We start from the raw sequence: 20,456 nt of genomic DNA, 5'->3' as shown, positions 1-20,456 counted from the left end.
ATGGATTTCTTCTTATTTGATAAAGATAAAACAAAAGAGAGTGTTATAGAATATCATTATTTGTCGCATTCTAAAAATTATGCTGTAGAGCAAACTGATATAGGTATGAATTTTTATGATTCTAATGGTATCCTTGAAAATAATGAATTAAAAGATGATTCACAAGAAAAATTCAAAGAGAGCGACTTTAAGCGGCTAATCAATGAAAAAATCCAAAAAACAATTTATGGTGAAAAATATTCTAATATTGTTTGCTTAGTTGGCGCAGGTGCTTCAGTTACACCTGATCTCAACCTTAATTATGGAAAAACAGTAAAAATGATAGCTGATGACATATTTGAGAAATTAAATGAAAATGATGAATTTTATACATTGCAAGAACTATCGAAGAAATGTAAATATAGCAAAGGCGATATATTATCTAAAGAAGGAACGGGTACAACAGACCAAATAAAATTAGATAAGAGTTTTAATCTGGAAGATTTTTTGTCTACACTCTTACATTATCGCCCGTATGTACCTAATAATAAAAAAGAAAAATTAAATAAAACTATTGAGAAGATTTTATTATTGATTAAGGAGAATACAAATTATTCATATAATGAAAATGATTTAAAACATGGAGAATTTTTAAATACTTTATCTAGATTATCGGGAAAAGATGGAAATAAATTTTCAGTCATTACAACAAATTATGACGTTTTAATAGAGCAGGCAGCTGCTAAACACAATTTTGTTGTTTTCGATGGTTTCAATTTCACCGCAGAACCAACATTTGAGAGTGATATGTTTGAGTGGAATCTTGTAAAAGAGGTTCAGAACATCAATACCAGAGAAGTCGAATTTAAACAGAAGACATTTAACCTTGTGAAAATTCACGGTTCACTCACGTGGGAAAAAAATGGTGATAAAATCTATCGAAAAGATAAAGATAGTATCACTGACACTAATAAAATGGTTATGGTTTTTCCTAGTTCAGATAAGTTTGCACAAAGCTATCAAGAACCCTATTTTGAGTTATTCACAAAATTTCAAGATCTTATGAAGCGGCCCAATACTCTGCTTATTTCGGTAGGATTTAGCTTTGCAGATGTACATATCTCAAAAATGATTACTCAGGCTTTAAAAAATAATACGAGCCTAAAGCTATTAGTCACAGATTTTAATATTTCCCCTAATAGAGTGTGGGATAAAGTATCTAAACAATATATAGAGGTTAATAATGGAGACCCTAATTTCAATCAAAATTGGAAAGATCTTATTAAATTAATGGATCAAGGTTATTCAATTTCATTTCTAAAAACAACTATGAATAGCGATTTAAATGATTATTTGAGTGGAAGGTACTTAAATGATGACAATTGACAGTTTTTATAGTGTAGCTGATAAAAGTAATTACTATCTTGGAATGATTTCTCAGGTAAATCGTTCATACTCAACAATTCAAATTGAGAACTTGTCTTTATTCTCATATAGGAAGTTGAATAAAGATATACTTTCGCCTAATACGATTAATTACTATGTTTTGATTGATTCAAATAATGGCTTATTCTTTGGAGAAATATTTCAGTCTAAGCTTCCAAATTCAGATAGTGTTCACGAAATGTTAACTAGTGGGTTACAAGAGAAAATATTTCCTGAAATCAGTATAGATATTCTTGGGTATATACCACTAGGTGAAAAGTATTTTAAACTGAATGGGACAAATACGGTTGGTATCACTGATAAGGTATATATGGCTAATGAAAAAGTTGTAGAACATTTTATAAAATCAGTAGAAGTCAATCCAGATAGCGAAAATCAACTATCAACATTTGCTAAGTTAGCGTTCAGCTCACAGAATTACCCCATAAAATTGCAACCTAAAACTTTGTTTAATAGACATTTAATGACTGTTGGAACTACTAATAGTGGCAAATCAACATCAGCTTTGAGCATTTTGGATAAACTAATCAATGATGGTATAAGGACTTTAATAATAGATCCAACAGGAGAGTATTCAGACTCATTTACAGATGATGAAGTAGATAAATACATACTTGGACAAACTGCTTTCTTACCTTTATCACAAATGTCAATTAATCAATGGTCAATTCTATTTGAGACAAATGATGGAACACAACCAGCAGTATTGGCCGAAGCTATACGTTCTTTACGATACCAATATAAGAAGAATATTGATGGAATATATGATAAAATAGGAAAATCTGTTAGTGCTGTAGAAGCAGAGCTTTCAAGTCTGACGGAAGAAGATAAGAATTTTCATATACAATTTTTATCTGCACAAATAGCTGGTGAAACAACTAAACAAAATAAAAAGGGAGAATTTGAGTCGGATTTATTCAACTTCAATGTGAATCAGTACCTTATTCAAAAGGTAAATTATAAGTTGAATAACACATCGCTTGTAAATTTTTTCACTTCTGATGGTCAAAGTCTTATTGATATTATTGATTCATTTTCAGCAGGAGAAACAAAAAAATCATTGTATATAGATGTTTCTCAAATTGGAACAACTGATGGCATTGGTGGGATGATTATTGACCTCGTTTCAAATCATTTAGTAAATTTAAGTTCGGCATCAATAAAACCATTTGTTATGTTTATTGATGAAGTTCATAGATATACAAAAGGTATTAATAATGATGGATTTACATTTTACACAGGATTAAATAGTATTGCTCGCGAGGGTAGGAAGAAAGGTATATTTCTGTTTTTGACAACTCAGAATCCAAATGATGTTGATAAAATATTGTTAGGGCAAGTCGGCACTTTATTAGTTCATAGGCTAACTTCACCAGATGAAATAAAAGCTATTCAAAATCATCTGATGGAGAATCAAATTAATCAAATTAAAAAATTAAATACTGGTGAAGCAGTCCTGTCTAGTATTAATTTGCTTAAAAATTTATATATACAAGTTGAAAAGTGTAATCGCCCTCATCATAATGAAACACCTAGCCTATTATCTTAAGAAAAACAGATTCAGTAAGTAATACAGAATAATCATCATTATTTAACCAAAAATTAGGAGAAAATAAATGAAATATGATTTTAATTACTGGCAATTTTCGCCAGAAAATCAATATTTGGATAGGAAATCAGCTAGGAAAAAACCATCGGAATTGTTAAAGCATCTGATTGCCTTTGCTAATGCTGACGGAGGTCAGTTGATTATCGGGATTGAAGATGAAAAGCAGGACAATATTATCACTGGTTTTAAGGATGGGAAAGCCTATCCGATTGATGATTTCAAAAAGATAGACCGAGAGATGCGGGATACACCGTTGGATTTATCTTTTGAGGAAATACCTGTGATCAATCATAAGGGAGAAGACGACCTGATTTTGGTTATCTCAGTTGAATTATCATCGAACCGAGTGATTGCTGCTCCAAATGATGAAGTTTATCTACGACAGGGAGACGAATCAGTCAAGTTGAGTTATGAGCAACGTATACAACTTAGTTACGATAAGGGACAGCGTTTCTTTGAAGATGAGATCATTGAAGATGCCACATTAGATGATATTGATGAACTGTTGGTTAACGATTTTAAGGAGCATTTTGATATTTCAGAACGTTCAACTGAGGAGATATTAAAGGCAAGACGGTTTCTTATCAATGGTAAATTAACAAAGGCAGCTATTCTTATCTTTGGTAAGTATCCTTCAGCATTTTTTCCTCAAGCACGTGTTCGTTTTCAACGATTTGATGGGGTAGATGTAGGTACAGGAAGTGAATTTAATGTTATTAAGGAAGTAACATTTGATGATGCATTGCCTAAATTAATTGTTAAAGTTAGAGATTTTATTCGAACCCAGCTACGAGAGTTTCAGTATTTAGATAGTGATGGTAGATTTCAGATACTTCCAGAATATCCTGAATTTGCTTGGTTTGAAGGAATTGTAAATGCAGTAACCCACAGGAATTATTCAGTATACGGAGATCATATCAGGGTATTGATGTTTGATAATCGTCTAGAGATTCATAGCCCAGGAAAACTACCGAATATTGTAACTGTTGAGAATATAAGACATGAACGTTTTTCTAGAAATCCGCGTATAGCTCGTACCTTAACTGAATTTGGATGGGTCCGAGAAATGAATGAGGGAGTAAAACGAATCTATTCTGAAATGGAATCTGCTTTTCTCCATGAACCGTGTTACTCTGAACCAGGTAACAAAGTAGTTTTAACATTAGAAAACAGTATTACAAGTAGAACATTGAGAACACGTGATTCTTTGGAAAGTAAACTTAGAGATTATAGTGATTTAAGTGTTGATGAAAAACTATTGATACAGTATATGTACAATACAGCAGAACCTATGACAACTAAAAAAGTAGCAGAATTCTTAGGTAGGAGTGTTTCTTACTCGTCGAAATTATTGAAAACGTTGAGAGCAAAAGGTATTTTAACATGGTATGGGACAAGTACGAAAGATCGCAGTCAATACTATAAATTAGAAATGAAATAAAAACGAAGAAAAACGAAGAAAAACGAAGAAAACATAGTTACTAATTAGTGAATTTATAAAGTAATCTTACTTTTAAATTCATGAAGTTCATTCGCTTTATAATTTTGCAATTCAATTGTTTGTATGGGAATGTGATTTTTATTATACATCATTTCACAACAAGTAACGAAACGAAGAAAAACGAAGAAAAACGAAGAAAAATAAATCGTTGTTTCTCAACTACATAAGCTCCGAAAACTAAAAAAGTGATAACCCTTTGATAACCTCTTGATTTTTAAAAGGGTTATATATGTAAAGATTGAAGATTTATCTCTTGAAATTACTTGATTTTAGTGATAATTTACCATAAATATCATGATGTAGAAAAAACCAGGTCTTAAGAAAGCTCGTAAAGCATCACAATTCTCAAAACGTTAATCAATACGATTATATCAACGTTTACAGACATTCAAGAATTTTCTCTTGGATGTCTTTTTTTGTCTAAAAATCAAGAGTTTCCCTGAAATTTCCCTTAGTCATTTTTTAGATTTCTAAAAGCAATCTCACCAACAGTTTTTTAACTGTATCAGTTGTGTTCACATAGGCTTTTGTTATCTGTTTATCACTATGAGTTAAAGCTTATGAAATAGTCTCTAGTGAAACACCAGCCTGTTTTGCTAATGTTGCTCCTGTATGTCATAATTTATGAGGTGTAGCAAGTGCCGGCTCTTTATGTCGCTTTCTGATGCTTTTCATTTTATTGTTTAGATAGTCAGCATGTACAGGCTTGTTGATGTTTCCTTTTGTGTTGATATATGTAAAAACAAATTGTTCTGGATTACTGATGATGCCAAACTTTGCTAGTTCATATTTTTGTTGTTTTTTCATTAGTATCTGAGTGGGGTGTTAATGAAGCATGAGTATGGTGAAATAGATGGAAAACGTGGTCAGGTAATCCGAGTTTATTGAGCAGTGTTATGATTGTTGCACTGTTGTTTTGGTTAGACATGTGATTTCCATAATTTATAGATTTGTTTGAGGAAATCGTTTTTTTTGAAATAGCTATCTATATCATTATTGAAATTCTTTAAATTCTTTAAATCATTAAGAATAGTAGCTAGAACAGATAGCTTCCGATTTCAAGGATTTATGTTTAGCAGATTTTTTACAAAGGATATTTTCCTTTTTCATTTGATTTTAAATAGCTTGAAAATATGATAAAATAAAATAAGAATATTTTTAAAGTGTTACCCGACTTTATTCGAGGGGTCATACTATCCCTTCTTATTTAATGAATTCGTGGTATTCTTTCGCTTGTTTTAATACAGAAAAGTTTTAGAAGGGGGTTACTCAGTATGTCGTTATGGGATGCGTGGTTTGGAACAGACACAGAAAAGAAAAGGGAACAATATAGAGCATTGTACAATGACTTGAACAGTCAATTAAAAAGCTTTAATTCTAAATTAAAAACAATGGAAGGAAAAGTCGATAGCTATAACAGTTCTCGACCTTCAATGAGTTTAAGTTTTATTCCAGAGGATGTTTTTAGTGATAGCGAAGATCGAGTAAAAGGAAAAGTTGATACTGTACGAACCAATCAGTCTAGAGATGCAAAAAGCTTATCGAGTGCTGTTGATGCAGCCTATGAACGATACAAATACTATGAGCGTTTAGCTGAGCAAGAACGCCGGGAGAGGGAGGCCGAGGCGAGACGTCAAGCTGAAGAACGTAGGCAAAGAAACCGTAGAAGGAGGTAAGTTCAATGGCAGATTTAAAAATAAAATATAAAGATCTAGAGACAGCTATTCAGCTTTCAAAAGAAATTAATCAGGAATTGACCAGTTCCTACCAAACTGTCACTCAATTAAAAAGTTATCTCCAGTCAGCCAAGTGGTCTGGGAAAACAAAGGTGGCTTTTGAGTCCTATCTAGACATCATCCATAAATACCATAAAGATTTGAGATCTATTATGGACGAACATGAAAAAGCAGTAACAAGTTTGAAAAACTCCATTGATAGCTATAATAGTTCATCGGAAGTTGCATCAATTAAAGGGTTGTAAGTATGTCAAATAAAGAAACTTTTTCCATTCACGAACTCCATTATCTGATCGGTTCCTTTGACGGGGAACTAATACCTGGTTTGCCAACACTAGACGATATTGTAACTGCTTCTGAACTAGTGTGGACGATAGCTAAGGAAGCTCTTGAGAAAAAAGGCCTAGTTAATGAGGATGGTTCTTTGACAAAATCAGGTTTCACCATAGTTGAAACTCTACGGGAGTATTGCTTAGGAACAACCTTGATCATTCTGAATAATTTCTATTTCATGCACTGCCGTGACAGCGCCTTCTCTATTCTTATCATTGATACTGGTCAGGGATATCAACTTGCCAAGATTAGTCCTGTGAGTCGCTTATTATTGCTTCAAGATAAGCTCTCGCTTGTGACAAGGATTCCTCTGGAAGATGAGGTAGATTTTCTAACTAAAAGAAGACAACTCACTTCTGATATCGAAACAGCTTTAGCATCTGATCGAGTTCTGATGGTACAGTATTATCCTTTGGAACAAATGTGCGAGACTAGACACGCAGCATTATTGACAGCTTCTTATCTCTTTGTTGAAGAAGGGGGAGAATTGCTGGGATTTGATGTGAATCAAGAGGAGTTATATCGTTTTAGTCAATACTATTTCCTTGAGAGATTGTATAGTTGGCTTTCTATTCCGTTTAGAGAGGAGGATTTTGAAAATGGTTCTAATTGAAGCTACTACAATGGATGGTGGTGGATCTAACGAAATCGTCATGAATCCTGATGAATTACAGGCAATCATGCGTTACATCACCACAGTTGAGGTTTCATTTCAAAATAATTTGGCTCCAAAATTGAAGAGCCTTTCTGAAACAAAATATTATGAGGGTGGAGAAGCTTCCAAGGCAATGGATCACTATTCTAAAATGCTCAACAAAGTGAATGAAGTTGGCGACCTATATCGGCGAGCCAATAGTGAGATTTTAAGTATGATGGGACAGTGGCTCCAACAAGATGCTCAGTTGCGAGATGATTTTCTAAATGGTCTTTCTTCTAACCCTACTCTGGTACAAAACTTAGAAACTCTGGGAATGATTCCGCGAGGTGACCAATGACCAAAGATGTAGAACTTCATTCATCGACCTGGAAGACGATGAAACAAGCCATTACGGGCCTCACTGAAAATTCCACAATCTCTAGCAGTGGCTATGGGAATTACACCAATGCTCAAGCAGGAGCCTATGGTATTGGAACAGCTTCAACCGGATTTGCCAAACGAGTAGAAGAGCTGGTCAAGATTTCTGAGAAGGTTCAGCGCTTGATAGCAGAAAAGGATACGGACGGTGCTGTGTCCTATAGCTATCATGATGACACAAGCACGGCACAAACTCTGCAATCCAAGCTCTCCACCTTGGAGCGGTATGCGGGGAATGTTCCCACCTACATCAAGGATAAAATCGACCATCCCTTCTATGAGGCTATGGACAAGGTGGGAGCCAAGCTCGAAGCCCTTAACATTCAACAGTATAAAACGACTAACAAGGTTGGTTATAAGCGAATTGAATCTATGACAGATCCCTATGGCCATCCCGTCGGTACCAAGGAAGTTGTCCCAACGGAGATTGGGATTGACGAACTCTACAAGGTTGATAGTCCTTACAGGACGGCTCTACAGAAAAGCTACGAGGAGTTCAAGAAAAGCAAGGACTATCAGGATCACAAGCTGACGGAGACAGAATATGTCCAAGCCATGCACCAAACCCGAGCTTTCGAGTATGTATCGATTGATGACGAGAAATCTAAGATAGAGATGTGGCGAGATATAGCTCTGGGAGTTGGCCTTGTTGTCTTGACTATTTTCTGTCCCCCAGCAGGAGCCGTAGCAGGAGTGGCCTTGGCTAGTGCTGACATGTACTCGGCAGCGACTGGTAAGGACTGGGGCACTGGACGAGAGTTGGACACATCCGAGAGAACACTGAGAGGAACCTTTGCCTTGTTTGACTTGATCCCAGCAGGGAAATACCTAGGGACTTTAGCCAAGACAGGAAAGACAGCAGGGCTTACTGCTGTTAAGAATAGTCTCCAAACGACTTTGAAAGAAGGCTTGGAACAAGGAGCTAAGAACCTGGATAGTTTCAAAGCTGTCTTGAAGAATGCCAAGGGCTTGGGGGATAATGTTTATCACTCCCTATCTACTTACCGTAAACAAATCACCCATCAGCTAAAAAATTCAGTGGATGAAAAAGTTTTAAACCTAAGCAAAGCTACCCAAGAAGGACTGGAGCGAGCCAAGCAGTTTACTTTGGAAGTACCGACTGTAAGGGTCGTACAAGAAGCTTCAACTGGTAGTCAAATGATGATGTTTGAAAAAACGAGCAAGAGTCTGGGAGATACAGGTCTAGGAAAGAGCTTGGACAATCTGGTTTCTAAAGCGAAGAATGTAGAAAACGCCCGACTGGATAAACTCAGAGCTCGTAATGCTTTCTATACAACCAAGGAAGAGTGGATGAAGGCGATGAAAGAAGGGGATGTCTTCCTACATACCGATGTCCACAGCAAGATTGAGATCCTTAAGCAAAGAGGGATTATATCGGAGGTTGATGACGGAACTATTGAGCTTATCAGCAATATGCGCAAAGGAAACTACGGCGAGATGACTACGGACGAGATCTATCGTCAGCTGGGTTATGAGCGCATCAGTCTGGATATGACTACAGAAATCGACGGAGCCACCCATCTGGGAATTGATGGGGTCTACCACAATCCTAATGGGCACCCACCCTATATCATCGCAGAAGCTAAGTATGGCAGTGCTCGCTTAAGTTACTTGAAGAATCCGAAAATCAAGCAGATGAGTCATCCGTGGGTAGAACGCAGATTGAAAGATGCAGTCGGAGGTAGAAATTTTGAAGAAATTGTGACTGCAATGGACTCTGGAGATGTTGGTTATCAGTTAGTGAAGGTTAGGAAGAATGGCGACATTATGATAAATAATCTAGATAAGAAGGCGAATATTATCCGCCCATAGAAAAGGAGTGAATATATGTTAAGAGATAAAATTCAAACAAAAGAGTACTTCCAAGAAGCATTTGAATGGTATTCTGAAAGTTTGCGCAAGAAGTTGGAACGTTTTGATAAGGTAAAACCAGAAAATCTTTCGAATCATTTCCGATTTAGAGTTATTAATTATGAAGATTTATTAAGAGTTGGCTACTCTCTAGGGAAGGATGTTCAGGAGCTCTTTCCATATTACCAAGGGATGCTCTCCAACTTAAAAGAGGTCGCTTCGGAAGGAGTTCCTTTTGACTTGGCGGTTGATATATTTGCCTTAGGAGTTCTTTATAGTGAGCGTAAGGAAGAGTTTTTGGATGATTTGAAGACTATTTATGAGCAGATGGACCACACAGATGGCTTGATTGAATACTACATGGTCTATCTATTCCATGACAAGATAGTTCCTTTCCATTCGATTTTAGAGTATCAAAATATGATTGAGGATACTTATGAGAGTGTAGCCAAGGCGCAGGGCTTCTGGTACTATAGCCACTCAGATGCCCCATGGTATAATAACCATACCAAAGATACTTATGTGGGCTACTGGAGTTTTGACACCGCCGCAACTTGCAAAATCAAAGGAATCTACGACGAACGCTTGAAAGACCTAGAGTACTTTCCATATGACCTTCTAGTCCAAGAAAACTAAAAAAACTGGGTTTCCACCCAGTTTTTATCGAACAAGATACCAAGTTTAGAGATGATTTTCTAAATGGTCTTTCTTCTAATCCTACTCTGGTACAAAACTTAGAAACTCTGGGAATGATTCCGCGAGGTGACCAATGACCAAAGATGTAGAACTTCATTCATCGACCTGGAAGACGATGAAACAAGCCATTACGGGCCTGACTGAAAATTCCACAATCTCTAGCAGCGGCTATGGGAATTACACCAATGCTCAAGCAGGAGCCTATGGTACTGGAACAGCTTCAACCGGATTTGCCAAACGAGTAGAAGAGCTGGTCAAGATTTCTGAGAAGGTTCAGCGCTTGATAGCAGAAAAGGATACGGACGGTGCTGTGTCCTATAGCTATCATGATGACACAAGCACGGCACAAACTCTGCAATCCAAGCTCTCCACCTTGGAGCGGTATGCGGGGAATGTTCCCGCCTACATCAAGGATAAAATCGACCATCCCTTCTATGAGGCTATGGACAAGGTGGGAGCCAAGCTCGAAGCCCTCAACATTCAACAGTATAAAACGACTAACAAGGTTGGTTATAAGCGAATTGAATCTATGACAGATCCCTATGGCCATCCCGTCGGTACCAAGGAAGTTGTCCCAACGGAGATTGGGATTGACGAGCTCTACAAGGTTGATAGTCCTTACAGGACGGCTCTACAGAAAAGCTACGAGGAGTTCAAGAAAAGCAAGGACTATCAGGATCACAAGCTGACGGAGACAGAATATGTCCAAGCCATGCACCAAACCCGAGCTTTCGAGTATGTATCGATTGATGACGAGAAATCTAAGATAGAGATGTGGCGGGATATCGCTCTGGGAGTTGGCCTTGTTGTCTTGACTATTTTCTGTCCCCCAGCAGGAGCCGTAGCAGGAGTAGCCTTGGCTAGTGCTGACATGTACTCGGCAGCGACCGGTAAGGACTGGGGCACTGGACGAGAGTTGGACACATCCGAGAGAACTCTGAGGGGAACCTTTGCCTTGTTTGACTTGATCCCAGCAGGGAAATATCTAGGAACCTTAGCCAAGACAGGAAAGACAGCAGGGCTTACTGCCGTTAAGAACAGTCTGAAAACGACTTTGAAAGAAGGCTTGGAACAAGGTGCTAAGAACTTAGACAGTTTCAAAGGTGTCTTGAAGAATGCCAAGGGCTTGGGGGATAATGTCCTTTCCCAAATTAAAACCTATGGCAAACAGTTAGACAATCTCCGCCCAAGTAAGATGTTATCGAATTCGGCAGAAAGCCTTAGCAATGGTCTACGAAATGCGGACAATATGCTCAGTGAAGCAGCTCAAAATTTCCGTCTGAATATTGGACTGGAGCCACAACTAGCGAGTGGTGTCATGTCAAGTAGTGGAGGGAAGTTAACACATCTAGCAGATAATCTCAGTGCTTTCGCGAAGAATCTAGACGGTAGTGTGGATGAGGTCGTGGAAGCTGGAAGTAAGGTTCGCAAAGACGCTGTCAAGCTTGGGGATGATGTTCCAAGACTGAAAAAAATTGAAGTTAATTTCAATCGTAATATCAAATATAATGAACCAGAGTTTGCACGTCAGCTCGCTGATCAAGAAAAAGGCATGAACGAGCTGACCGTTAAAGAGTATCTTGATAATCGCGAGCGGTATATTGCAGAGGGACGAGCGCTTGAAGGAAATTCAGCACAACAAGCAGCACGTAGGGAAGCCTTATCTAAAAAATATAAAGAATTAATTGAATTGGGTATGTCACGTTCAGATGCAAAAATCAAAGCAAAGGAGTGGCTGGATACTCAAGCAGCTCTTCATAATCCAGACCAGATAGCTGGGGGCCATGCCAATCAGATTGGCGGAATGGGAGATAAAAGAATTAATTCTTCTATTGGTTCTCAATGGAAATATCGGATTGATGCCGTAGATGAGCAGATACAAACCTTGACTGAGAAGATGACACCAGAGCAATTACGAACTACCTATCTAAATGTTCGCTTAACTTATTAAACAAGGAGTCTATATGTTAAAAGATTTTACAAGAGTGGCAGCCATGCCTCAAGAAGTAATTGAAAAGTATAAGGATCAAGTTCCAACAGAGCTGGTTCAAATCTGGGAGGAAGACGGTCTGGGGACCTTTTTAGACGGTTATTTGAAGGTCATTAATCCAGATGAGTATCTTGAACTGGTTCAGGAAACCTATTTCAGAGGGGACATTTCTATTCCTATTTTTGCGACAGCTTTTGGTGACCTTATAACTTGGGAGAAGAACGAATTTTTGGGGATTATTAAATATAAAGATGGTACATTTGATATTTTTTTAGAAAATTTATCACTTTTTATTAAGTTTTTACCTGACAAAAGTTTTACAGATGATTATTTTGAATTACCGCTTTATCATGAAGCAGTAGAGAAATATAGTTCGCTTGATTATACACAGTGTTTTGGTTTTGTGCCACTTTTGGCTTTAGGTGGCTTTAAAGACGTAAATCATCTGGATAAGGTAAAAATATATGAACATATTTTACTAATTACTCAATTCGCTGGTCCTATAGGAGATTAATCATACTCTTGATAATCTAATCAAAATCAACTTGGTAATGTATGGAAATAAATCATAAGACTTTTGGTAAAATAAAATTTAATTACGGTTGGACAAAAGATATTTCTCTGGATATTTTCAATAAGCACCATGTTTTGGAAATCAATATTGATGCGGATGAAGATGCTGAATTTGAAATTAATCAGGAAAAAGCTTATAGATTTTTCAATAATCACTTAGATGAAATAGTAAAAAAGGCAGATTCGGCAATTATATCATATTACAATCGTGAAATATCAGATATTGTTTCAAGCTACATGAATAATAACGAAAAGAAATATTTTTTAGATATCATTGGAGACAAAGATAAAATTTATTCTTTGTTGCAACCCAAACAAATCATGTTTCCTTTAACTTTTGATGAAAATATTGAAGAGTTTGGTTTTTTATGTGAGTGTGATTGGGATAAAGAAAATGGCATAGGAATAAAATTTGTTAATGGCGTATTGTCTGAAATTGGTTATCAGGATATACTCCTATAAGGATATGTTTTCTTATAATTATTTGTAGTTTTTATATTTATTGAATTAAGAAAAACACTTATTGATTCCATTAAGTGTTTTTCACGCTGAGTCAGCAGATTGGTGGTACTAGAGAAGGTATGTCTTGGCATCATACTGAATTCCCAGGACAAATGGAATTGGTTCCATTTGGAATACATAATGTTATTCCACATAATGGAGGAAGAACAATAGGTATGTGGGCTTATGCACCTAGATAGGAGATGAAATGGAATCTAAAATTATTTTACCTTTACCAACAGATACATTACTGAAAGAAAAAGAAAAAATATGGAGAGTGATTCTTCCTGAAGATTATAAAGATTTTATAAAAAAAGAAAACGGCTTAATTCCAACCAAACGATATTTTAATTTCGATAGAAATGAGAAAGTGGTTGAGCGTTTCTTAGCAATACTGAATATTTCAGGCGATAGACTGGAAGATACTTATGATATTGGTGTTGTAAGCACTCAATTAGAAGGAAGAATTATATTTGATGAGGACTATGTGGGTTTACAATTGATCCCAATAGCAGCATTGTTTGGAGGCGATTTTATCTGCTTAGATTACACTAAAAGTAAAGAAAATCCTAGCATTTGTATCTGGTATCATGAAGAATCTTATGAATTAGATCCTGCTGTAGAATTTGTAGCTAATAACCTTACAGAGTTTTTAAATATGCTTCATGATTAAATATAAACTATTCTCAAATTCCAATGAAGAAGTAAAAGAAAATCAGCTATAATGCTTTTGATATTGGCACTTAATATTCAGTTAAGTGCCTTTTCACAAATAAGAATTTTCCAAGGCAATGGACCACTATTCTGACATGCTCAACAAAGTGAATGAAGTTGGAGATTTATATCGGCGTGCTAATAGTGAAATTTTAAGTATGATGGGACAGTGGCTCCAACAAGATGCTCAGTTACGAGATGATTTTCTAAATGGTCTTTCTTCTAATCCTACTCTGGTACAAAACTTAGAAACTCTGGGAATGATTCCGCGAGGTGACCAATGACCAAAGATGTAGAACTTCATTCATCGACCTGGAAGACTATGAAACAAGCCCTGACAGGACTTACTGAAACTGCTTCGGTATCTAGCAGTGGTTATATGAATTATATGAATCCCCACTCTGGCTCCTATGGTATCAGTAGGGGTTCTACAGGGTTTGGCAAGCGAGTAGAAGATTTAGTAAAGATCTCTGAGCAAGTCCAACGCTTGATAGCAGAAAAGGATACGGATGGTGTTGTGTCCTATAGCTATCATGATGACACAAGTACCGGACAAACTCTGCAATCCAAGCTCTCTACCTTGGAGCGGTATGCAGGGAATGTTCCCACCTACATCAAGGATAAAATCGACCGCCCCTTCTATGAGGCTATGGACAAGGTGGGAGCCAAGCTCGAAGCCCTCAACATTCAACAGTATAAAACGACTAACAAGGTTGGTTATAAGCGAATTGAATCTATGACAGATCCCTATGGCCATCCCGTCGGTACCAAGGAAGTCGTCCCTGCTGAGATTGGGATCGACGAGCTCTACAAGGTTGATAGCCCTTATAGGACGGCTCTACAGAAAAGCTACGAGGAGTTCAAGAAAAGCAAGGACTATAAGGAACACAAGCTGACGGAGACAGAATATGTCCAAGCCATGCACCAAACTCGATCTTTCGAGTATGTATCGATTGATGACGAGAAATCTAAGATAGAGATGTGGCGGGATATCGCTCTGGGAGTTGGCCTTGTTGTCTTGACTATTTTCTGTCCCCCAGCAGGAGCCGTGGCAGGAGTGGCCTTGGCTAGTGTTGACATGTACTCGGCAGCGACCGGTAAGGACTGGGGCACTGGACGAGAGTTAGATGCGACCGAGAGAACACTGAGGGGAACCTTTGCCTTGTTTGACTTGATCCCAGCAGGGAAATACCTAGGGACTTTAGCCAAGACAGGAAAGACAGCAGGGCTTACTGCCGTTAAGAGCAGTCTGAAAACGACTTTGAAAGAAGGCTTGGAACAAGGTACTAAGAACTTAGACAGTTTCAAAGGTGTCTTGAAGAATGCCAAGGGATTGGGGGATAATGTCCTTTCCCAAATTAAAACCTATGGCAAACAGTTAGACAATCTCCGACCAAGTAAGATTCTATCGAATTCGGCAGAAAGCCTAAGCGATGGCTTACGCCATGCGGATAATGTCCTGAGTGAAGCCGCACAGAACTTCCGTCTGAATATTGGACTAGAGCCTCAACTAGCAGATGGTGTTCTATCAAGTGGTGGAGGGAAGTTATCTCATTTAGCAGATAATCTCAGTGCTTTCGCGAAGAATCTAGACGGTAGTGTGGATGATGTGATGGAAGCAGGGAGTAAAGCTGGTACGGAGAACTTTAGACTTATCCCTGGGGAGCCTGGAGTTGTAACAGGAGGAAATTCTACGAACTTAGGAAAAAATATGCTTGAGGAGATGGGAATTAAACGTTCTGCTAAATGGAAAGGTTATCAGGCTCAGCATATTATTCCATCCGAAATGGCTAGTCATCCAGTTATTCAAAAAATGGGTATGAATTTAGATGATGCAAGCAATGGAAAATTTTTAAGGATTCCTGATGATACAATTAGCCCAATGTCTAGGCATAGGGGGTATCATTCGACATATAATGATTTTGTGAAATCGAAATTAGATCAAATAGATATTAATTTATCTCCAGAAGATTTACAAGTTGAGGTCAAAAAACTTCAAAGAAATTTGAACGTTCTACAAAGTAAAGGACTCCCTTTGTATCCAAACCAAGGTGCAACTCAGGAACTATGGGAACGTTTTTACAATAAATTAGATTGAGGTATTAAAAATGGATGCAACAAAATTAAATAAATTATCATATATTTTATATTCTGAAAGCAATGATGAAGCTGTGGAACTAGTTAAGTCTATTAATAGTGAAGATGAACTCTTTGTCTTGCTTGATAATTATAACTGGGATAATGGTTTTGAAGTGCCAGAGGCAATTATTAATCATCCTAATTGTACTCTCTCTGTTGCCTTGTTAGCTTTTCATCGAGCAGACGGTATACAATATTTACTTGAAGGAGAGGCCGTTTTTGCAAATCGCTTATCGAAATCCTGGGAAGATTTTATAAAGGAAGTTTATGATAAAATTTTGAAAAAGAAATATCCCAATGGAAGTATCTCTTTTCAGCCTGAAATAACAAAAATTCAAAAGTTCAAATTAAATAAGTTGAATCCTAATCTCGATTCGTTTATTTTAGACGGAGTGTTAGGAAAAGATTTACATATTCATCTTTAAAAATAAGAATAACGATACGACACCCACTTTAAATGGATTCGGAAACTTATTGACTTGATCCCAGCAGGGAAATACCTAGGAACCTTAGCCAAGACAGGAAAGACAGCAGGGCTTACTGCCGTTAAGAACAGTCTGAAAACGACTTTGAAAGAAGGATTGGAACAAGGAGCTAAGAACCTGAATAGTTTCAAAGGTGTCTTGAAGAATGCCAAGGGATTGGGGGATAATGTCCTTTCCCAAATTAAAAACTATGGTAAACAGCTAGATAATCTCCGCCCAAGTAAGATTTTATCGAATTCGGCAGAAAGTCTAAGCGATGGTTTGCGCCATACGGATAATGTCCTGAGTGAAGCTGCACAGAAATTCCGTCTGAATATTGGACTAGAGCCACAACTAGCGAGTGGTATTATGCCAAATGGAGGAGGAAAGTTATCTCATTTAGCAGATAATCTCAGTGCTTTTGCGAAGAATCTAGATGGTAGTGTGGATGATGTCGTGGAAGCCAACCGGTTCTCCTCAGAGTGGCATAATTTGCAGAAAAGTTTTCCGGATTCAGGATTATCAGAACGACAATCAGAAAATATAGTCAATATTAAACCAAGTGAAACAATTAAACGACCAGATCCGGAGCAATATTTGAGTTCTAATTATATTAAAGAACATAATGCCTTATTTGACGAAGGGGTGGCAGCTTTTGCTAAAAATGATTATTGGATTCAAAAAGAAGGTTATTTTGGTCGACCGGATGGTGCATTTGTCTTTCCAAAAGATGTAGCTGAAGCTATGGTCAAGGAAGCTGATGGTGATCCCCATGTACTTGAAAAACTTTTGGGACTTGATAAAGGTAGTCTTGGAAATAATCCAATTATGATCGAACCTAAGGAAGTTGAAAATCTGAGGATTCCAAGTGGCAATGAGGGCGGAGCAAGCGGGAATGTTCAATGGCGTCCGGGTGGTAAGACCTATCCGGGTGGTGTTCCAGAATCTGTGATTGACAGAGTTCCTAAAGATAAATTGAACATTAAAGAATTGTGGAGTGAATAATAATGAAAGAAATACCAACAAAAAAAGGTGATATGTTAGAAATTTATGAAGCCAATGGTAAGTATATTTTAAAGTATCCAACTTTCAATATCACCATGCCAGAGGTTGTTAAAGAAATCCCTAAAGAAGCAGTGGATAGCTATTTAGCAGGAGAACATGATGGTGAAGAATTAATTAATTATGCTAATTTCGGATTTTGGAAATCAAAAATTAGTCAAGAAGATGCTAATATACAATTTTTAAGAGATAATCCAGAATTTCTTCTTATTGATACAGATAGAAAGAGACACTATTTCTCCGAAAAAGAATTTGAAGAATTGTTGAAAAAAGCTCATGAAGTTTCTGATGCAGACGATAGGTAATCATTCCCTACATTAAAGAATATAAGAGGCAGAGTTCTTGCTTTGTCTCTTACGTATTATAAGAAAATTCTTAAAAGCTACGAGGAGTTCAAGAAAAGTAAGGACTATAAGGAACACAAGCTGACGGAGACAGAATATGTCCAAGCCATGCACCAAACTCGAGCTTTCGAGTATGTATCGATTGATGATGAGAAGTCTAAGATAGAGATGTGGCGGGATATCGCTCTGGGAGTTGGCCTTGTTGTCTTGACTATTTTCTGTCCCCCAGCAGGAGCCGTAGCAGGAGTGGCCTTGGCTAGTGCTGACATGTACTCGGCAGCGACCGGTAAGGACTGGGGCACTGGACGAGAGTTAGATGCGACCGAGAGAACACTGAGGGGAACCTTTGCCTTGTTTGACCTAATACCAGCAGGGAAATATCTAGGTACATTAGCTAAGACAGGAAAGACAGCAGGGCTTACTGCCGTTAAGAGCAGTCTGAAAACGACTTTGAAAGAAGGCTTGGAACAAGGTGCTAAGAACTTAGACAGTTTCAAAGTTGTCTTGAAGAATGCCAAAGGCTTGGGGGATAATGTTTATCACTCCCTATCTACTTACCGTAAACAAATCACCCATCAGCTAAAAAATTCAGTGGATGAAAAAGTTTTAAACCTAAGCAAGGCTACCCAAGAAGGACTGGAGCGAGCCAAGCAGTTTACTTTGGAAGTACCTACTGTAAGAGTTATACAAGAAGCTTCAACTGGTCGTCAAATGATGCAGTTTGAAACAACGAGCAAGAGTCTGGGAGATACAGGTCTAGGAAAGAGCCTGGACAATCTGGCTTCTAAAGCGAAACATGTAGAAAACACCCGACTGGATAAACTCCGAGCTCGTAATGCTTTTTATGGAACTAAAGTAGATGATGTTTTGGAAGCTGGAAGTAAGGTTGGCAAAGATATTGATGGTAAAATTTTTGGAAGACTAGAGTTAGCAAATAAGAGTCATCCTAAAACTGGAATCAAATTTGATCAAGAAGGATTTCCAATTTTTGATTCTTTTGGGGATATGTACTTGGAGCCAGAAGACTATTTAAAATCAAGAGGAACTCATTTTGATAGGGCTAGCAAAGACTTATACCAGCAAATTATGGCCAATGATGAATTAGCACGTAGATTCACACAAGAAGAAATAGAATTATTTAAAAAGAGTAGTGTTCCAAAGAGGTTCACATGGCATCACCATCAAGAACCTGGCTTAATGCAGTTAGTAGATAGACGTATACATAGACAGACAGGCCATATAGGTGGTTACAGTATTTGGGGGAAAGGAAATTAAATAAGAATATGAAGTGGTTGAATTATAAAGATATTTCCATAGATATAATAGAAAGTGTGGAGCATAGATTACAGATTACTCTACCAGACGATTATAAACAATTTGTTTTAAAATATGATGGTGGTTATCCTAATCCTAATCATTTTAAGGTAGATGAAAAGGTAGAAATTTTCAACAATTTGATCAGCCTAGATGAAGATGAGTATGATAATATATATGAAATACTTGAAGATTTACAAGATCGACTCGGTGACCAACTGATTCCATTTGCAGAAGATGGGTTTGGGAATTTATTGTGTTTTGATTGTTCAGCGGATAAAAACATCGTTTTTTGGGATCATGAGAAGAACTATGATGATTTTAAAGAGTCAACATTTGTTTGTTCCAATTTTTCTAATCTAATTGAGAATCTTTTTTAAGATGTGTAGAACTTCATTCAACGACCTGGAAGACGATGAAACAAGCCATTACGGGACTTACTGAAAATTCCACAATCTCTAGCAGTGGCTATGGGAATTACACCAATGCTCAAGCAGGAGCCTATGGTACTGGAACAGCTTCAACTGGATTTGCCAAACGAGTAGAAGAGCTGGTCAAGATTTCTGAGAAAGTTCAGCGCTTACTATCTGAAAAATAGATAGAAGGAATAGGTTTCTGAACTTATCATTATGATTCTTTCGTTTAATACATATCGAGTAGGATTGGAATTATTTAGATATTTTATAGTATCAAACTAAATTGTTGCTAAAATATTTTTTTTAATTATTTGATGTAATACTTGCATAAGTATTTGAATAATGTTAAAATGGAGAAAAAAGAACATAGGAGTAAAAATATGTCAGGACAAATTCGTGTATCTCCAGAAACCCTCCAATCACGTGCACGTGATTATGGAAAAGCTGCAAACGATATCAGAGTTATTTTGAGCAATCTTCAACGCTTGCAAGATACCTTGCGTTCGGAATGGGAAGGTGCTGCGTTCCAAGGCTTTGATCAACAATTCTCTGAATTGAAACCAAAGGTTGAAAACTTTGCTGATTTAATGCAACAAATCAATACACAACTTGATAAGACTGCTCAAGCGATGCAACAAAATGACCAAGACTTATCTAGAAACTTTGGTCTTCAATAATCTAAAGTTGAGGTT

General features: G+C 37.2%; 23 protein-coding genes and 1 pseudogene. 23 read left to right on the top strand and 1 reads right to left on the bottom strand.

What is annotated here, in order from left to right; genetic code table 11:
- The 3 genes from D8845_RS09290 to D8845_RS09280 all read left to right on the top strand — a co-directional run bounded on the left by D8845_RS09290 (position 1) and on the right by D8845_RS09280 (position 4,475).
- On the top strand, positions 1-1,365 hold the full coding sequence (locus D8845_RS09290; protein ID WP_125453238.1) for an SIR2 family protein: 1,365 nt from the start codon (positions 1-3) through the stop codon (positions 1,363-1,365).
- Entirely contained in the window at positions 1,352-2,974 is a 1,623-nt protein-coding gene (locus tag D8845_RS09285; protein WP_125453237.1) for an ATP-binding protein, read from the top strand. The genes D8845_RS09290 and D8845_RS09285 overlap by 14 nt, the downstream gene beginning before the upstream one ends.
- A gap of 67 nt (positions 2,975-3,041) precedes the next feature.
- Positions 3,042-4,475: an ATP-binding protein gene (locus tag D8845_RS09280; RefSeq protein WP_125453236.1), complete on the top strand. Its 1,434-nt coding sequence runs from the start codon at positions 3,042-3,044 to the stop codon at positions 4,473-4,475.
- Positions 4,476-4,986: 511 nt separating this feature from the next.
- On the opposite strand, the pseudogene D8845_RS10515 reads toward D8845_RS09280, so the two are convergent.
- Positions 4,987-5,339, bottom strand: a pseudogene (locus D8845_RS10515) (tyrosine-type recombinase/integrase); the annotation flags it as partial.
- Positions 5,340-5,809: 470 nt separating this feature from the next.
- Between D8845_RS10515 and D8845_RS09270 the strand changes: the two are divergent.
- From D8845_RS09270 to D8845_RS09175, 20 genes are all read left to right on the top strand, one after another.
- Complete coding sequence (locus tag D8845_RS09270) at positions 5,810-6,211, top strand: hypothetical protein (RefSeq protein WP_125453234.1); 402 nt, start codon at positions 5,810-5,812, stop codon at positions 6,209-6,211.
- 5 nt (positions 6,212-6,216) lie between these two features.
- A complete protein-coding gene (locus D8845_RS09265; RefSeq protein WP_125453233.1) occupies positions 6,217-6,516 on the top strand; it encodes a WXG100 family type VII secretion target in 300 nt (99 codons plus the stop codon).
- A gap of 2 nt (positions 6,517-6,518) precedes the next feature.
- Positions 6,519-7,217: a DUF5081 family protein gene (locus D8845_RS09260; RefSeq protein WP_125453232.1), complete on the top strand. Its 699-nt coding sequence runs from the start codon at positions 6,519-6,521 to the stop codon at positions 7,215-7,217.
- On the top strand, positions 7,204-7,599 hold the full coding sequence (locus D8845_RS09255) for a hypothetical protein (RefSeq protein WP_125453231.1): 396 nt from the start codon (positions 7,204-7,206) through the stop codon (positions 7,597-7,599). The genes D8845_RS09260 and D8845_RS09255 overlap by 14 nt, the downstream gene beginning before the upstream one ends.
- Positions 7,596-9,512, top strand: a complete 1,917-nt coding sequence (locus D8845_RS09250; protein WP_260467960.1) for a pre-toxin TG domain-containing protein — start codon at positions 7,596-7,598, stop codon at positions 9,510-9,512. The genes D8845_RS09255 and D8845_RS09250 overlap by 4 nt, the downstream gene beginning before the upstream one ends.
- 15 nt (positions 9,513-9,527) lie before the next feature.
- A complete protein-coding gene (locus D8845_RS09245; protein WP_125453230.1) occupies positions 9,528-10,187 on the top strand; it encodes a PoNe immunity protein domain-containing protein in 660 nt (219 codons plus the stop codon).
- Positions 10,188-10,320: 133 nt separating this feature from the next.
- A complete protein-coding gene (locus D8845_RS09240) occupies positions 10,321-12,198 on the top strand; it encodes a polymorphic toxin type 15 domain-containing protein (RefSeq protein ID WP_125453229.1) in 1,878 nt (625 codons plus the stop codon).
- A 13-nt stretch (positions 12,199-12,211) separates the two neighbouring features.
- Positions 12,212-12,751, top strand: coding sequence for a T6SS immunity protein Tdi1 domain-containing protein (locus D8845_RS09235; protein ID WP_125453228.1), 540 nt, complete (start codon positions 12,212-12,214; stop codon positions 12,749-12,751).
- Between the two features lie 41 nt (positions 12,752-12,792).
- Positions 12,793-13,272, top strand: a complete 480-nt coding sequence (locus tag D8845_RS09230; RefSeq protein WP_125453227.1) for a DUF6985 domain-containing protein — start codon at positions 12,793-12,795, stop codon at positions 13,270-13,272.
- 119 nt (positions 13,273-13,391) lie between these two features.
- A complete protein-coding gene (locus D8845_RS09225) occupies positions 13,392-13,511 on the top strand; it encodes an HNH endonuclease (protein ID WP_204374183.1) in 120 nt (39 codons plus the stop codon).
- Between the two features lie 8 nt (positions 13,512-13,519).
- Positions 13,520-13,984, top strand: a complete 465-nt coding sequence (locus D8845_RS09220) for an SMI1/KNR4 family protein (RefSeq protein ID WP_125453226.1) — start codon at positions 13,520-13,522, stop codon at positions 13,982-13,984.
- 118 nt (positions 13,985-14,102) lie between these two features.
- Positions 14,103-14,309: a hypothetical protein gene (locus D8845_RS09215; RefSeq protein ID WP_260467958.1), complete on the top strand. Its 207-nt coding sequence runs from the start codon at positions 14,103-14,105 to the stop codon at positions 14,307-14,309.
- Positions 14,306-16,123, top strand: coding sequence for an AHH domain-containing protein (locus D8845_RS09210; RefSeq protein WP_185757442.1), 1,818 nt, complete (start codon positions 14,306-14,308; stop codon positions 16,121-16,123). The genes D8845_RS09215 and D8845_RS09210 overlap by 4 nt, the downstream gene beginning before the upstream one ends.
- A gap of 10 nt (positions 16,124-16,133) precedes the next feature.
- A complete protein-coding gene (locus D8845_RS09205) occupies positions 16,134-16,589 on the top strand; it encodes a DUF4274 domain-containing protein (protein ID WP_125453225.1) in 456 nt (151 codons plus the stop codon).
- Between the two features lie 54 nt (positions 16,590-16,643).
- Positions 16,644-17,633, top strand: a complete 990-nt coding sequence (locus D8845_RS10510) for a hypothetical protein (protein ID WP_260467956.1) — start codon at positions 16,644-16,646, stop codon at positions 17,631-17,633.
- A 2-nt stretch (positions 17,634-17,635) separates the two neighbouring features.
- Complete coding sequence (locus tag D8845_RS09195) at positions 17,636-17,995, top strand: hypothetical protein (protein ID WP_125453224.1); 360 nt, start codon at positions 17,636-17,638, stop codon at positions 17,993-17,995.
- Between the two features lie 42 nt (positions 17,996-18,037).
- On the top strand, positions 18,038-19,309 hold the full coding sequence (locus D8845_RS10345; RefSeq protein WP_221762784.1) for an HNH endonuclease: 1,272 nt from the start codon (positions 18,038-18,040) through the stop codon (positions 19,307-19,309).
- An 8-nt stretch (positions 19,310-19,317) separates the two neighbouring features.
- On the top strand, positions 19,318-19,728 hold the full coding sequence (locus tag D8845_RS09185; protein ID WP_125453223.1) for an SMI1/KNR4 family protein: 411 nt from the start codon (positions 19,318-19,320) through the stop codon (positions 19,726-19,728).
- A gap of 35 nt (positions 19,729-19,763) precedes the next feature.
- Positions 19,764-19,946: a hypothetical protein gene (locus tag D8845_RS09180; RefSeq protein ID WP_185757441.1), complete on the top strand. Its 183-nt coding sequence runs from the start codon at positions 19,764-19,766 to the stop codon at positions 19,944-19,946.
- A gap of 198 nt (positions 19,947-20,144) precedes the next feature.
- On the top strand, positions 20,145-20,441 hold the full coding sequence (locus D8845_RS09175; protein ID WP_125453222.1) for a WXG100 family type VII secretion target: 297 nt from the start codon (positions 20,145-20,147) through the stop codon (positions 20,439-20,441).
- The last annotated feature ends 15 nt before the right edge of the window (positions 20,442-20,456 follow it).

The sequence above is a fragment of the Streptococcus mitis genome (genome assembly GCF_003942865.1).
Classification (GTDB): Bacteria; Bacillota; Bacilli; order Lactobacillales; family Streptococcaceae; genus Streptococcus; species Streptococcus mitis_BI.
The sequence above is the reverse complement of the archived record's forward strand: the minus strand, read 5'-3'. Positions and strand labels throughout refer to the sequence as shown.

Coding starts and splice junctions, on each gene's coding strand:
- D8845_RS09290 (WP_125453238.1), top strand. CDS start 1: ATGGATTTCTTCTTATTTGATAAAGATAAAACAAAAGAGAGTGTTATA.
- D8845_RS09285 (WP_125453237.1), top strand. CDS start 1,352: ATGATGACAATTGACAGTTTTTATAGTGTAGCTGATAAAAGTAATTAC.
- D8845_RS09280 (WP_125453236.1), top strand. CDS start 3,042: ATGAAATATGATTTTAATTACTGGCAATTTTCGCCAGAAAATCAATAT.
- D8845_RS09270 (WP_125453234.1), top strand. CDS start 5,810: ATGTCGTTATGGGATGCGTGGTTTGGAACAGACACAGAAAAGAAAAGG.
- D8845_RS09265 (WP_125453233.1), top strand. CDS start 6,217: ATGGCAGATTTAAAAATAAAATATAAAGATCTAGAGACAGCTATTCAG.
- D8845_RS09260 (WP_125453232.1), top strand. CDS start 6,519: ATGTCAAATAAAGAAACTTTTTCCATTCACGAACTCCATTATCTGATC.
- D8845_RS09255 (WP_125453231.1), top strand. CDS start 7,204: ATGGTTCTAATTGAAGCTACTACAATGGATGGTGGTGGATCTAACGAA.
- D8845_RS09250 (WP_260467960.1), top strand. CDS start 7,596: ATGACCAAAGATGTAGAACTTCATTCATCGACCTGGAAGACGATGAAA.
- D8845_RS09245 (WP_125453230.1), top strand. CDS start 9,528: ATGTTAAGAGATAAAATTCAAACAAAAGAGTACTTCCAAGAAGCATTT.
- D8845_RS09240 (WP_125453229.1), top strand. CDS start 10,321: ATGACCAAAGATGTAGAACTTCATTCATCGACCTGGAAGACGATGAAA.
- D8845_RS09235 (WP_125453228.1), top strand. CDS start 12,212: ATGTTAAAAGATTTTACAAGAGTGGCAGCCATGCCTCAAGAAGTAATT.
- D8845_RS09230 (WP_125453227.1), top strand. CDS start 12,793: ATGGAAATAAATCATAAGACTTTTGGTAAAATAAAATTTAATTACGGT.
- D8845_RS09225 (WP_204374183.1), top strand. CDS start 13,392: ATGTCTTGGCATCATACTGAATTCCCAGGACAAATGGAATTGGTTCCA.
- D8845_RS09220 (WP_125453226.1), top strand. CDS start 13,520: ATGGAATCTAAAATTATTTTACCTTTACCAACAGATACATTACTGAAA.
- D8845_RS09215 (WP_260467958.1), top strand. CDS start 14,103: ATGGACCACTATTCTGACATGCTCAACAAAGTGAATGAAGTTGGAGAT.
- D8845_RS09210 (WP_185757442.1), top strand. CDS start 14,306: ATGACCAAAGATGTAGAACTTCATTCATCGACCTGGAAGACTATGAAA.
- D8845_RS09205 (WP_125453225.1), top strand. CDS start 16,134: ATGGATGCAACAAAATTAAATAAATTATCATATATTTTATATTCTGAA.
- D8845_RS09195 (WP_125453224.1), top strand. CDS start 17,636: ATGAAAGAAATACCAACAAAAAAAGGTGATATGTTAGAAATTTATGAA.
- D8845_RS09185 (WP_125453223.1), top strand. CDS start 19,318: ATGAAGTGGTTGAATTATAAAGATATTTCCATAGATATAATAGAAAGT.
- D8845_RS09180 (WP_185757441.1), top strand. CDS start 19,764: ATGAAACAAGCCATTACGGGACTTACTGAAAATTCCACAATCTCTAGC.
- D8845_RS09175 (WP_125453222.1), top strand. CDS start 20,145: ATGTCAGGACAAATTCGTGTATCTCCAGAAACCCTCCAATCACGTGCA.